Annotated in this window: 10 protein-coding genes; 1 reads left to right on the forward strand and 9 read right to left on the reverse strand. The window is 48.8% G+C overall.

The window, feature by feature from the left end:
- Positions 1–107 precede the first annotated feature (107 nt).
- The 9 genes from KQI79_RS26375 to ppc form a co-directional block, all read right to left on the reverse strand.
- Complete coding sequence (locus KQI79_RS26375; RefSeq protein WP_216541325.1) at positions 108–812, reverse strand: hypothetical protein; 705 nt, start codon at positions 810–812, stop codon at positions 108–110.
- A 262-nt stretch (positions 813–1074) separates the two neighbouring features.
- Positions 1075–1602 carry a hypothetical protein gene (locus KQI79_RS26380; RefSeq protein ID WP_216541326.1) on the reverse strand — a complete coding sequence of 176 codons (528 nt, stop codon included), beginning with the start codon at positions 1600–1602 and terminating at the stop codon, positions 1075–1077.
- 302 nt (positions 1603–1904) lie between these two features.
- On the reverse strand, positions 1905–3737 hold the full coding sequence (gene glmS / locus KQI79_RS26385) for a glutamine--fructose-6-phosphate transaminase (isomerizing) (RefSeq protein ID WP_216541327.1): 1833 nt from the start codon (positions 3735–3737) through the stop codon (positions 1905–1907).
- Positions 3738–4532: 795 nt separating this feature from the next.
- Complete coding sequence (glmM, locus tag KQI79_RS26390; protein WP_216541328.1) at positions 4533–5873, reverse strand: phosphoglucosamine mutase; 1341 nt, start codon at positions 5871–5873, stop codon at positions 4533–4535.
- Between the two features lie 101 nt (positions 5874–5974).
- The gene (locus KQI79_RS26395; RefSeq protein ID WP_216541329.1) at positions 5975–7432 is read right to left on the reverse strand and encodes a CdaR family protein; all 1458 of its coding nucleotides are present in this window, start codon (positions 7430–7432) and stop codon (positions 5975–5977) included.
- Positions 7425–8255, reverse strand: a complete 831-nt coding sequence (gene cdaA / locus KQI79_RS26400; protein ID WP_216541330.1) for a diadenylate cyclase CdaA — start codon at positions 8253–8255, stop codon at positions 7425–7427. The genes KQI79_RS26395 and cdaA overlap by 8 nt, the downstream gene beginning before the upstream one ends.
- A 180-nt stretch (positions 8256–8435) precedes the next feature.
- Positions 8436–9050, reverse strand: coding sequence for a zf-HC2 domain-containing protein (locus tag KQI79_RS26405; protein ID WP_216541331.1), 615 nt, complete (start codon positions 9048–9050; stop codon positions 8436–8438).
- Positions 9051–9185: 135 nt separating this feature from the next.
- Positions 9186–9755 (reverse strand): RNA polymerase sigma factor SigW, encoded by a 570-nt coding sequence (gene sigW / locus KQI79_RS26410; protein WP_216541334.1) that lies wholly within the window; start codon positions 9753–9755, stop codon positions 9186–9188.
- Positions 9756–9945: 190 nt separating this feature from the next.
- Complete coding sequence (ppc, locus tag KQI79_RS26415; protein WP_216541332.1) at positions 9946–12744, reverse strand: phosphoenolpyruvate carboxylase; 2799 nt, start codon at positions 12742–12744, stop codon at positions 9946–9948.
- Between the two features lie 294 nt (positions 12745–13038).
- Here ppc and KQI79_RS26420 point away from each other — a divergent pair, with 294 nt between their 5' ends.
- Complete coding sequence (locus tag KQI79_RS26420) at positions 13039–13494, forward strand: hypothetical protein (RefSeq protein ID WP_216541333.1); 456 nt, start codon at positions 13039–13041, stop codon at positions 13492–13494.
- Positions 13495–13651 lie beyond the last annotated feature (157 nt).

A 13651-nucleotide genomic window follows, 5' to 3' on the forward strand; every position in this document is an offset into this window, starting at 1 on the left:
TCATTCAGGGAGAATTATCATAATTCCCCCTCTCGTATATCCGGATGCGGTCAGATTAACCGTCAATAGCAGGATAACTTACACCATCAATCTCCGGACATTATGCGTTAGCAATAACAGTAAATACTCGAAAATGGCAACCAACTAATCGCTCCTGTTGTTATGGCTTTTTTTATAACAATTTCAGGGAATCCGTCATTATCATAATCATTAATAAAAAACATTGTGTTTGCCAATACATCAATATTTCCGTGTAAATTGGAAATTAAGTAATTATCATAGTAATCACTATTTATTGAAATTCTTCGAGAGATACCAAGATCAGAAAAAGTTATATCGATTGACCCATTATTGTAATTGCTCAAGTTATATTCAATCTCTTGATTAACCATCTTTCCAGGAGACCAAACCTCTATAATCTCGTTATGATCATAAACAAACGACCACAGCCCTATTTTTGTACCAATTTTATTGCTATTCCAAATTAATGATACAAGGATTAGTTTTAACTTTGAATCTTTTTGATTCCAAATACGAACTTTTGGTTCCTCATAAAAAGGGTGCGGGTCATTGATATCGTAACCTTCACTTTGCAAAGGAAGGTACTTTGTAGAGTTGTTTACAGTTAAAACGAGGTAGTCTCCGTCATTTAAAAGCGAAACAGAGTCTAAAGTTCCATTTCCATCAAGATCACTTTGAAAATCTTTCTCGCCTAATTCAAGTTGCTGTTCAATAAAATCATCCCTCGAGCATCCTCCGAATATTACCAAAAAAGTACATATAAAGATCAAGATTATTAGAATTTTTTTCATGACGGTTTAACCACCTCTGAAATACATTTTTTATACTAAAAATAGATATTAAAAGATTAAATTGAAAACAAAAAAAGCCGCAACTACACGACTTTTAAGCGCTAACATTTGTACGCTTTTGCTTAAACCAAACCTGAACTCATGGTATTAAGGAGTTCAGGGCAATTTTTGTCTATTTACTTTTCCCATCGTCTAATCATATAAAATCAAACGTTCTGTTGTTTCTATTTAAATCAGAAAAAGAGGAGCTAAAACCATGATTCTATTCTCGCGGAACAAAAGTTGTACCATACTTTTCTCTCATCTTTTTTTGAGTATCGATCGCCTCTTCATAAGAAGAAGCAGACACGATGAAAAACGACTTTTTCTTAATTTCCCCCCAATCACTCACAATATTTATATGTTCAAAAGTGTCATCAAACCAGATCATACTTAAAGTGACAAATTCCCCTGGCTTTGAAGGTTTATGATAGACAAGATTCCCCATATTGATCCCATTATTTTTATCAAGTACATAGGTATCGAGGGTTTCATTCTCTTTAGTAAATTCTAAGCCATCAATCGTTACTGTGCCTTTGAATCTATGTTGTTGAAACAAAGGTCGGTTCAATGTTCCTGATATTCTTAATGAAGTATGCTTGATGGAAGAAGGGTCGTTCCCGTAAAAACTTACAGCAGGTGAAACTAGATCCACCTTCTTAGGGAATTGATAGAAAAATAAAATGAGTGTTGTTATTATTCCTAAAACAATGATCAAAGATATTGTTACTTTACATACATTGGATCTCATAAATGCACCTTCTACTTTCAGGAAAATCAATAAGATTTATGCGAAGTCACAGTTCGACACAAATCTTATTATTTTACGGTATTATAGCTGTACTGGGAATGCAGATGTTTTTACAGGAATTGATTGATTCTATGTCCAATAATCAACAATTTTACCACCAATCATGAAGTATGTATATTGTTTTTTAACATTTTAAAAGGGAGCCACGAATCAATCCCTCGGGCTCCCTGAAAATCATTCACCTTGCATTTCGGTTCACGACTTTTTTATCATCTGACATCCACACATTATTTATTAATCTTTTACTCCACCGTCACGCTCTTCGCCAAGTTCCGCGGCTTGTCGACGTCGTTGCCGCGGGCGAGCGAAGCGTAGTATGCGAGCAATTGCAGCGGCACGACGGACAATGCCGGGGTGAGCAGCGGATGCGTCGCCGGGATGGCCAGCACGTGATCCACCGCTTTGCCGAGCGCTGCGACATGCCCGGTATCGGAGATGCCGAGGACGACGGCGCCGCGCGCTTTCACTTCTTTAATGTTGCTAACTGTTTTTTCGAGCAAGGCGCTTTGCGTTGCCAGCGCGATGACGGGAATGCCGTCTTCGATCAGCGCGAGGGTGCCATGCTTCAATTCGCCGGCCGCATACGCCTCGGAATGGATGTAGGAAATCTCTTTCAGCTTCAGCGATCCTTCCATGACGACCGCGTAATCGACTCCGCGTCCGATGAAGAAGAGATGCTCATGCTGCGCAATTTCCTCCGCATATGCCCGCACCGTTTCCGCTTGCTCCAGCATGTTCTCCACTTGTTCCGGCAATGATTGCAGCGCCGCCAGCACTTCGGCGATCCATGCCGCATCTTGCGTGCCTAGTGTTTGAGCGCAGTACAACCCAAATAAGTAGAAGGCAATCAACTGCGAAGTATATGCCTTTGTGGAAGCGACCGCAATTTCCGGCCCCGCCCATGTAATCAGCACATCGTCCGCTTCGCGGGCTACCGAACTGCCGACCACGTTCGTAATCGCCAGCACGCGCGCACCGCAACGTTTCGCTTCGCGCAACGCTGCGAGCGTATCCGCCGTTTCGCCCGATTGGCTGACGACGATAACAAGCGTCTCCGGCGCAATGAGCGGCGACCGATAGCGGTACTCGGACGCGACGTCCACCTCCACCGGCAAGCGTGCGCAATTTTCCAACACCGTCTTGCCGATCAAGCCGGCATGATAAGCCGTGCCGCAAGCGACGATATGCACGTTGCGGATGGCGCGGATGTCATTTTCTGTCATCTTCAATTCAGGGAGAATGACGGAGCGGCCTTCCTCGTCGATTCGACCGCGCATCGTGTCGCGATACGCTTTCGGCTGTTCGTGAATTTCTTTGAGCATGAAATGGTCAAATCCGGCTTTCTCCGCTCTTGCGACATCCCAATCGACATAAATCATTTCCCGAGAAATAAAGTTGCCTTCGATTGTCATCAGTTCGACAGCATCTTTAGTGAGCACCGCCATTTCGCCGTCATTCAAAATAAATACGTCGCGAGTATGCTCCAAAATGGCCGGAATGTCCGAACCGATGTAATGCTCGCCGTCGCCGATGCCGATAATGAGCGGACTCGCGTTGCGAACCGCCACCAAACGATCCGGCTCGTATTCGGTCAATACGCCCAGCGCATAAGCGCCCCGCATATGTCGAATCGCCCGCTGCACCGCTTTGACAATGTCGCCGTCATATTCCCGCGAAATGAGATGGGATATGACTTCCGTATCCGTCTCCGACACAAAACGATGCCCTTGCGCGATCAATTCTTCTTTTAATTCCAAATAATTTTCAATAATGCCGTTATGCACAACGGAAAATTTCATCGATCCGTCCGTATGAGGATGCGAGTTGACATCCGACGGTTTGCCGTGCGTCGCCCAACGGGTATGGCCGATGCCGACCGTCCCTTCCAGCGGCGCCGTCTCCAGATTCGACTCCAGCACCGCAAGCCGCCCTTTCGCTTTGCGAACCTGCAAGCCGTCCGTCGTAAACATCGCGATTCCCGCCGAATCGTATCCCCGATACTCCAGCTTCTTCAAGCCTTCCACCAAAATCGATTGCGCATTCCGTTTTCCGATATAACCAACAATACCACACATTAGCGATAACCTCCGTTTTATCCTTCATTCCCTAGAAGGACGGTATTGCAGCGGAAGTTACGCGGCTACCTTTACAGTATAGCGGAACATACGATAACGATGCCTGCCGGCGCGTTCGCGTACCGCATCCTATTCGATTGGCGTGCACGAATAAGCCATGAATGTGAATGCGGTTGTCCCTTCACCGGAGCTGTCCTTCGTGCAATACACATCCATGATGGAATGTTCGTTATTGTTATTGGCGCACCGCTTCAGGCGTTGTCCGGGCCGTTGCCCGCCCGTTTTCCGCTTTGAAGTTACGGTCTGGTGCCACACCGGAAGGTCCCCGCCGAAAAATCCGAACACCTTCACCTCGTCAGCTTGCCCGTTACCTATATCCCGATCCGTAAGGTCAAGCTCTGGCGCTTTTGTTTAACCAACCTCTACCCTGCCTTTCTCTTCTTGAATGGATACTAGCTATTATATACACGGTCCAATCATTTGGCAACTCTGCGTGCCGTGCGAATACAACATTTTCCTGAAACTTCAGTCCCTTCTCCCGCGGTACAAGCCATTTCTAACGATATTTGATACGAATCGAATACCATATTATTGGTAAAAATAAACCACTTCCCACGCCTCGCATCTATTGCCGACGGTACGAAAAACTCATTTCGCTCGAAAGAAGTCTCATTTTCGCGGAAACGCAAGAGAAGGACCTTTCCCGGCGGCCGCGCAAACCGTAAAACCGCCTGCGCCGCATGTCGAAAAAGGCCCTCTATTTTATGAATGCGATTCATACTATCCCTAACGAATCTACACCAGTTCCGCTTGCACCGTTGCCGTGATTTGAGCGACGTAGTATTCCAACTGCTCCTTATCCGGGCCCTCCGCCATCACGCGAATGAGCGATTCCGTTCCGGAAGGACGCACGAGGACGCGCCCGTTGTCGCCGAGCTCGCGCTCCACTTTGGCAATCGCCTCCGCAATCGCTTCGTTGCCTTGATACTTGCTCTTGTCGGCAACCCGAACGTTCACCAACACTTGCGGATATTTGCGCATAACCGATTTCAACTCGCTCAAGCGCACACCGGAGTCTTTCAGCGTGCTGACCAATTGAATTCCCGTCAACATGCCGTCGCCGGTCGTATTGTAATCGAGGAAAATGACGTGGCCGGACTGCTCTCCGCCCAAATTATAGCCTCCGCGCCGCATTTCCTCCATGACGTAACGGTCGCCGACGGCCGTCTTGGCCGTGTTCAATCCGAGTTGTTCGGCCGCCTTGAAGAAGCCGATATTGCTCATCACCGTCGTGACGACGGTGCCGTCCTTCAATTTGCCCAATCGGTTCATTTTGTCGCCGCAAATGCATAGAATATAATCGCCGTCGACTTCCTCGCCCTTCTCGTCGATCGCGATCAAACGGTCGGCATCGCCGTCGAAGGCGAGGCCCAAATCCGCACCATGGCGCAGCACTTCGGCCTTTAACGCCTCCGGATGCGTCGACCCGCAATGCTCGTTAATATTCAGTCCGTTCGGTTCCGAACCGATCGTAACGACCTCGGCGCCAAGCTCGCGGAACAGCTTCGGCGCCAGTTCATAGGCCGCTCCGTGCGCGCAATCGAGCACGATCTTCAAGCCTTCAAACGTGTTGGGAACCGTCGTCTTCAAATATTCCAAATAGCGAAACTTCGCATTCTCGTCCGCCGTCACCGTACCCAGTTCCTTCCCGATCGGGCGCGGCAATTCGTCCGCTGCGGCGTCCATTAAACGTTCGATTTCCAGTTCCGTCTCGTCGAACAATTTAAAGCCGTCTCCGCCGAAAAACTTGATTCCGTTATCTTCGACAGGATTATGGGAAGCCGAGATCATCACTCCCGCATCGGCTTCGAGCGCTTTCGTCAAATAAGCGACCGCCGGCGTCGACACAACGCCGAGCCGAATGACATGCGCGCCGATCGACAACAAACCGGCAATTAACGCCGCTTCCAACATCGGACCGGAGATGCGCGTATCCATGCCGATTACCACTTTAGGCTTCTCGGCTTGACTCGTCAGCACGAATCCCCCGCAGCGCCCGATTTTGTATGCAAGTTCAGGTGTCAGTTCCTGGTTGGCAATTCCTCGAACTCCGTCAGTACCAAAATATTTCCCCATTATGATAACCTCATTTCACGCCATTAATATTGTTATAGATATACAACGCAACTGCAGCTTGTCATGTTCCTCTGTCCCTACGATCGGTTATAGAACGGGGATTACGCTCCCGTGCCGCCGGAATCTCCTTTGCCTTTGTTGCCGGATTCCGCATCGCCGCCTGTCTCATTTCCGCCGTCGGACGAATCGTCCTGTCCCGGTTTGCCCGCACCGCCATCCGGCTCGTCCGATCCTGATCCGCCTGCGCCGTCAGGGCCGCCGTTTCCCGTGCCGCCATCCGCACCGCCCTTATTGCCGGAATCGGGCGGCGCCGTCACGGGAGTCGAATCGACCTCCTCCAGCAGTACGGTCGCATAGATTTTGCCGCTATCCGCCCGTTTCACAAAGTTGGGCAAGTTCACAACGAGCGGCACTTGATGATTCCCCGGCGGCAAGCCGCTTACATTCGCGATCAGTTGCACATCGTCCGGCTCCAACGCATTTAAGAGTTCCGGCGCTCCTATAACCTTCAAGTTCAACTGCCCGCCGGCCGGTTCGGCCAGCGTCGCTTTCAATTGATCGCTTTCGCCGCTAATGGCAATCGGAACATTCGTCAATTCCTTTTCGGCGGCGTCCACGATCTTTACATCAAATTGTACTACGCTTGGTTCGATCTTTTCAATATTAGGGGGTACCGGCAGCTTGACGGACATCGTCCCGGATTGCTTCAGCTTGCCGACGTCAACCTGAATCGAGTCGTAGAAATCAAGCTTGTCAAGCTCCGATTGGGGCCCGTATAATGCGACTTGATGCACATTCGGCTCGAACGATGCGATCGCCTGCCCCGCCGGCAGGTCGCCGACAAAATTTACCTGCAGCGGCACCGTCTTAAACGGGCGCGTGACCGGCACTTCGACCTCTAAAGTCGGCGGCGTCAATACCGCTTCGGGAATGGCTCGTCCGGCTTTGTCGTAAACCGTTAATTTCACCCGTTTCTGCTTGACGGGCGCGCTCACGCCTTCAATGTTGATCACCGCGTTCACCGAGGCCACATTCGGCATTAACGTCGTCGGCAACGTGACATGCACGCGGTTGGATGGCTGCACGATCGGCGTGCCCGCTTTGTAACCGTCGGCAGGGGTTCCTTCCGTCGTAATATTGACGTCGAATTCCTTCGTCTGCAATTCTTCCACTTCGACGACGGCCGCGGACGGCTCCATGGCGACCAGTTGCAAGCCGTAAGGAAGATCGGTTGTCAACGAGATCGTATGCGTCCCTTCCTTCACATCTCTCAGATCAAGATTGACTCGAAAAGTATCCGGCGTGGCGGAACTGAGGAGCGACCGCTGCCCCCTCACTTGAATCCGCACCACTTGGGGTTCGAGCGAGTTCAGCAAATAACGTTGTTCGTCAAGGCCGGTCGGAATAATCTTCACATTGTCGATCACTTTCGTCTCGACCAGGGTAGATACTTTATTCGGAGGCGCTTCTTCGTCCAAATGAACGACAGCCCATAACAAAATGCCCAGCAGCAATGCGGCGATTTTGATCGCGTTCGTATTATTCAACCATTTATCCATGCTGACCGCCCCCTTTCCGTTTCCAGAAAGAACGTTTCTCCGTTTTTTTCGTTTGCGGCTTCAATTCTTCGAACAGTTTGGAGATGAGCGATTCTTCTTTAATATCGCGGACGACCAACCCGTTGATGGCTAGCGAGATTTGCCCCGTTTCCTCGGAGACGACGACCGAAATCGCATCGCCCACCTCGCTCACTCCGATGGCGGCACGATGGCGCGTCCCAAGCTCCTTGCTGATAAACGGATTTTCCGATAACGGCAAATAGCAAGCCGACGCGGCAATCTGATTGCCCCGCAATATAACCGCACCGTCATGCAGCGGCGTATTCGGAATAAAAATATTGATCAGCAATTCGGAGCTGATCACCGAGTCCATTTTAATGCCCGATTCCGTATATTCGTTAAGTCCCGTCTCGCGTTCAAACACGATCAGGGCGCCGATTTTCCGCTTTGATAAATAATTAACGGCCTTAATGACTTCGTTGATCCGTTTGCCGAAATCCTGCTCTTCGGCGGACGAACGCCCGAATAATTTGCCTCGCCCCAACTGCTCCAGCGCACGGCGCAATTCAGGCTGAAAAATAATTAAAATCGAGACGACCCCGAAGGTGAACATCTGATTCATCAGCCATTTCAACGTATATAAATTCAACCAGGTGCTGAGCGCCCAAGTAATGACGAGCACGAAAATTCCTTTTAACAACTGTACCGCCCGCGTTCCGCGCACGATCAGAATCGCTTTGTAAATGATATAACTTACGATTAATATATCGATAATATCCTTAATGGAATCTTTCCACGTTAAATCCCTAAAATAGTCCAACATGTTGTTGTACCCCCGAGATAACCTTCAAATAATGATGAGACAACGGTTTCTTTATTATATCATTTTCGGTACGAGTTCGATTAATTCCTCTTTATTCGCCAAAATTAGCAAAAAAGCCCCTCTTTTTGTCAAGAGAGGCGCACGTATTGTTTCTTCCCGCACGATGGCGAAAAGCCGGCTTTAGCGCAAGGCCACATCCGAGAACATATGGGTAATTTTGTACCAGAGCCAATCCATCGCTTGATCGATTTGAGTCACCTGACCTGCAATATGTGCGGTTGAGGCTAAATTCATGGAGCCGTCGATTACCGTTAAATTTCCTTGAACTTCGCCGAATATTTCGGTTTTACCGTTCTGTACCGTCAAGTTGCCGGCCAACTTGCGATCCGGAGGTACAATCACAGTATCCCCTTCAATGACTACTTTATCCAAATCCGAGCCTTTGACCATCAGCTCCCGGTCTTGGTTCCAAACGCTCAGGACGCTCGCCAGCATCACGACGGCGAATACGGCCGCTGCCGTAAGCGCGGGATGCCTCTTCACCCAAACGAGCCAAGCGTTCTGCATTTTCTTTTTGGGCAATGATTGAAAAATACGGGCCGTCAATTGATCCGAACATCGATCCATTTGATGCGATAACGAATACATCATCATTTCGGTTCGTTCCAGTTGTTCGTACCGCGCTCGACAGGACGGACAAGCCATGATATGTTGTTTGAGCGGTATAATTTGCTCTTTCGCAAGATCGCCATCCAAGTAATCATGCATAAGAGAGACGGCTAAGCTGCAGTCCATTTGAGCCATTCCTTTCCCAAAGTTTCTAGCGTAACTTCACGCTGAAGGCGTTGCTCGCCAAAAGCTTTCCTCATGTCTATATTAAGAATACGTACGTGCTTCGTAATTGTTTCAAAATTTACATTTGGTAAAAAATTATAATTTCCGTTCCAACCTTTTGCGCAAAAATTCCCGTCCGCGGTGCACCCTCGTTTTGATCGTCGTTACCGGCATGTCCAACACATCGCTAATCTCCTGCAACGATAAATCTTGCAGGTAACGGAGAATCATGACCGATTTATATTTGGCCGGCAGCGTATCGATCGCGTCGCGAATGAGCTGCTGCGTCTCCGATACGATCAGCTCGCTCTCCGGAGTCACATCGTCGCTTGGAATCATCGAATATCCGTCGATTCCTTCTTGATCGTTCATTTCCGCATCGAGAGAATACGTCGGTTTCCGTTTCCGCAAACGATCGATGCATAAATTCGTGCCGATACGGTAAATCCAGGTAGAAAATTTCTGATGCTCGTCATACCGGTCCAAATTTTTGAAAACTCTTAAAAACGTATCCTGCACGACATCTTCGGCTTCATGCCGGTTGTTCAGCATACGGTAGGCGAGGTGAAATATTTTATCTTTAAAGAGATCCACAATCTCCGCGAACGCCCTCTGGTCCCCTTTGCGGGCCAAAAGCGCCAATCTCGTTTCCAACGTTTCTACCATCATTTCCCCACACTTTCCGATCGTACGGCAATAACTTGACTTCCTGTTGTCAAATATCCCCTCCATTATTATGCGCCAGATAAACCCGGTAATCCAGTAAAAAATAAAAATCAAGAAAGTCGAGCGCTCCACGAAAAGAGACACTCGACTAACCTAACGTGAATCTATCTTTTCAGCGGCCTGAAGGCCATCAACCGGTATTCCGCAAACCCGCGGCGATGCCGTTAATGGTGAGAAGCACTTCACGCAGCAGTTCCGGATCGTCCTTGCCCTGATCCCGCAAATCCCGCAGTTCGGTCAATAGTTGAACTTGCAAGTAACTGAGCGGATCGACGTACGGATTGCGCAATTTGATCGATTCTTGAATGACGCGGGAGTTGTCCAATATTTCCTGTTGTCCCGTAATTTTCAGAATCAAATCGGATGCCAGACGATATTCGTCTTCAATTAACGTGAAGATTCGTTGTTGAATTTCTTTGTCCTTAATCATATTCGCATATTCTTTGGCGATCAGCAGATCGGCTTTGGCCAGCGCAATTTGCAAGCCGTCGATCAAGGATCGGAAGAACGGGAAATTCTCGTACATCCGCTTCAGTTCTTCCAGGCGCTCCTCTTTCCCTTGGTAATAGCTTTGCAGCCCGGTACCGGCCGCATACCATGCCGGGAACAAATAACGGCTTTGCGTCCAGGCGAACACCCATGGGATGGCGCGCAAATCTTCGAAGCGGTCGCTGTTCTTCCGTTTGGAAGGCCTCGATCCGATATTCAATTCGCCGATTTCCGGCAGCGGGGTCGATTCCTTGAAGAATGTCAGGAAATCGGGATCCCCGAACACTAAATCTTGATATTTAGCCAGCGCATGTTCGGACATTTCGCGAACGATGTCCTCCCATTTGCTCTCGTACAGTTCGCTGCACGGCGTCCGCGCCGCGAGCGCCGAGCTGATCAGCGCCGATGTCGCTTGTTCCAAGCTGCGGTAAGCGATTCCTTGCATCGAATAGCGCTCGGAGAGCACTTCGCCTTGCTCCGTAATTTTGATGCCGCCGCCGATCGTGTGCGGAGGCTGTACCATAATGCTGCGGTTGAGCGGCATTCCGCCGCGGCCAAGCGAACCGCCGCGGCCGTGGAAAAACTTCTGCTTGATGCCGAATTCCTTGGCCACCGCCGTAATTTGCTTCAGCGCCACGCGCAGCTCCCAGTTGGCGGTTAATGCGCCGCCGTCTTTATTGCTGTCGGAATAGCCGAGCATAATTTCCTGCATATCGTTCATGGCTGCGACCGCTTCGCGGTAAATCGGCAAACTGAACAGCCGTCTCATAATGCCCGGCGCCTCATGCAGGTCGTCGATCGTCTCGAACAAAGGCACGGCTTGCAGCGTACAGCGTACCGTTCCGTTCGCTTCCTTGCGGAACAAGCCCGCTTCTTTGGCGAACAGCATGACTTCGAGCACATCGCTGGCGTCTTGCGTCATACTAATCAAGTAGCTGGTGATGCAGCGCTCGCCGAATTCCCGCTGCGCTTCGAAGATGGTGCGGTACACATCCACACATTCCTTCGTCCCTTCGCTGTACTCCAGGTAGGAGGAAGTCAACGGGCGGGGATCGTTCAACAAGCGGTCCAGAAGCGCCACTTTTTCGTCTTCGGACAGCTCGCCGTAATTTTGCACGATGTTCATCGAAGCCAAAATTTCCGTAATCGCATTTTCATGCTCTTGGCTATGCTGGCGAACGTCGAGCGTAGCCAAGTGGAAGCCGAACAGTTCCACTTGCCGGATCAGCTTCTTGATGTACATATCCGCCACCGAGTCGGCAAAGTGCGACCGGAGACTGCGGTCGATCACCTGCAGATCTTCGATCAATTGTTGCGGGTTATTATATTGCTGCTCCGCATCGCGCATCGATTCGTCCAACGTGTTGTTGATTTTTTTCAATATATAGGACATTTTGACGCGGTACGGTTCTTTGCTGTTATTCCACAAATCCATATATTTCGCTTCGATTTCGACCTTTTCGCGGTCTTGCCGAATCGATTCCTTCAGCTCGTCCGTCACTTGAATGACGCCTGTGCTGAAAGACATGACCCGCATCATGTTGCGTATAATTTGCTGGTATTTCCACAACGTCACATTGCGATGCATCGAGAGCGTTTTCCACGTTACCGAAGCCGTGACGGACGGATTGCCGTCGCGGTCGCCGCCGATCCATGAGCCGAATCGCAGGAATGTAGGCACATGCCACTTGCGGGCCGGATAATATTTATCCAGGCAACGCTCCAGCTCTTGGTACACGTCGGGCAATACGTCGAATAACGTTTCTTGGAAATAGTAGATTCCGTTCCGCACTTCGTCCAATACGGTAGGTTTCCGGTCGCGCAACTCGTCCGTTTGCCATAGCGTCAGCACCTCATTGTGCAATTTCTCCCGCAAATTTTCGCGCTCGCGCAGCGTCAAAGTCGGATCGTCGAGCTGCATGACTTCTTCGGAGATACGCTTGTGAATATCGAGCACCGCTCTGCGCATCGCTTCCGTCGGGTGAGCCGTCATCACGAGTTCGAGCGAAATTCCTTCGATTAATTCCTGTACTTCTTCATAAGGAATTTTCAGTTCTTTCAGCTCCACAATCGCGCTTTCGATGGAACCGGGCTGGATCGATTCGCCCGCGGACCGTTCGTAATCGCGTTTGCGGCGAACGCGGTGATTCTGTTCTGCAAAGTTGACCAGTTGAAAATAAATGGCGAACGCCCGGATTACTTGGTGCCGGATTTCCGGTTCCAACGTCACGATCATCCGTTTAAATTCATCGTACAATTCAGGCAAGAAGACAGCGCGTAACGATTTGCTTGATTCCCGGATTTTCTCGACTATATTAAGGAGTTCGTTCCCGCCCTGATGTACGAGAACTTCACCCAGTATGTTCCCAAGAAACCTTACATCGCGTCGCAGCAAGTTGTTGGAATTGTTTTTGTTTGCGGATAAAGCTGCTTCAGTCATCCTTCTCCTCCCATCTGCCGTGTTTTCCACGATCTAAAAAATCTTTTTCTTAATATAATACTATAAAATAGGACGAAAATCTTTATTTTTATCAATTTTTGAATTAATTAATATACAGCTTAGAGAATAATTATAAATTTCCCATCATTACACAGCTTGCGACCTATATACCTAAGTCTAAATACCCATTTTTTGTCGTTTCAACGCAAAACGGATTTAAAAGCTTGCCCCCGAAACCGATATTATCCTGGGATAAATTTGATCATACATTTTATGAAAAGGGAGAAGAGGACGATGAGGTATCCTATTAAGCTGGACGGATTCGAGGGGCAAGCGGTGGAGGTTCAGGCAGGCTTTTCAAAGCCCCGTTTATTCGTAAACAATCAACTCGTACCGATGAAAAAAAGGATCATGACACTGAAACGCAACGACGGGACCGAAGCAACCGCCGCTTGGAAACCCAAGTTTCTTGGTTTGGATATACCCGATTTGATCGTGGACGGCAAAGAAATTCAAGTGGCGAAACCATTGCATTGGGTTTTCAAAGTATGGTCCGTCCTGCCTATATTTTTGTTTCTTGGCGGCTTGTTCGGAGGATTGATCGGCATTCTTGCAATCACATTCAATTTTGCCGTTTTTCGAATTTCTGCAAATTTGTTTCTCAAGTTCTTCATCACGTTGTTAATATCTGTAGCGGCCGTCCTGGCTTACTATTTCATTGCCACTGTATTCTTGATAAGTCTTGCATAGTGACGGCGTTTCATGCTACCCTACAAACAAATTCAAATAGTCCAGCGGTAAGATGTCAAGCCCCTGATTCATGAGAATTGGAAATTTACTTTAAGGAACAGGTCAATGAGTCAGGAAAAAAGACAACACCAAACTAAACCCAGTTCAAAAATCGAGT

The organism is Paenibacillus sp. MSJ-34 (assembly GCF_018918005.1).
GTDB lineage: Bacteria > Bacillota > Bacilli > Paenibacillales > Paenibacillaceae > MSJ-34.

What these genes read in the sequence shown, in the direction of transcription:
- KQI79_RS26375 (WP_216541325.1), bottom strand. Translation starts at nt 812, where the DNA reads ATGAAAAAAATTCTAATAATCTTGATCTTTATATGTACTTTTTTGGTA.
- KQI79_RS26380 (WP_216541326.1), bottom strand. Translation starts at nt 1,602, where the DNA reads ATGAGATCCAATGTATGTAAAGTAACAATATCTTTGATCATTGTTTTA.
- glmS (WP_216541327.1), bottom strand. Translation starts at nt 3,737, where the DNA reads ATGTGTGGTATTGTTGGTTATATCGGAAAACGGAATGCGCAATCGATT.
- glmM (WP_216541328.1), bottom strand. Translation starts at nt 5,873, where the DNA reads ATGGGGAAATATTTTGGTACTGACGGAGTTCGAGGAATTGCCAACCAG.
- KQI79_RS26395 (WP_216541329.1), bottom strand. Translation starts at nt 7,432, where the DNA reads ATGGATAAATGGTTGAATAATACGAACGCGATCAAAATCGCCGCATTG.
- cdaA (WP_216541330.1), bottom strand. Translation starts at nt 8,255, where the DNA reads ATGTTGGACTATTTTAGGGATTTAACGTGGAAAGATTCCATTAAGGAT.
- KQI79_RS26405 (WP_216541331.1), bottom strand. Translation starts at nt 9,050, where the DNA reads ATGGACTGCAGCTTAGCCGTCTCTCTTATGCATGATTACTTGGATGGC.
- sigW (WP_216541334.1), bottom strand. Translation starts at nt 9,755, where the DNA reads ATGGTAGAAACGTTGGAAACGAGATTGGCGCTTTTGGCCCGCAAAGGG.
- ppc (WP_216541332.1), bottom strand. Translation starts at nt 12,744, where the DNA reads ATGACTGAAGCAGCTTTATCCGCAAACAAAAACAATTCCAACAACTTG.
- KQI79_RS26420 (WP_216541333.1), top strand. Translation starts at nt 13,039, where the DNA reads ATGAGGTATCCTATTAAGCTGGACGGATTCGAGGGGCAAGCGGTGGAG.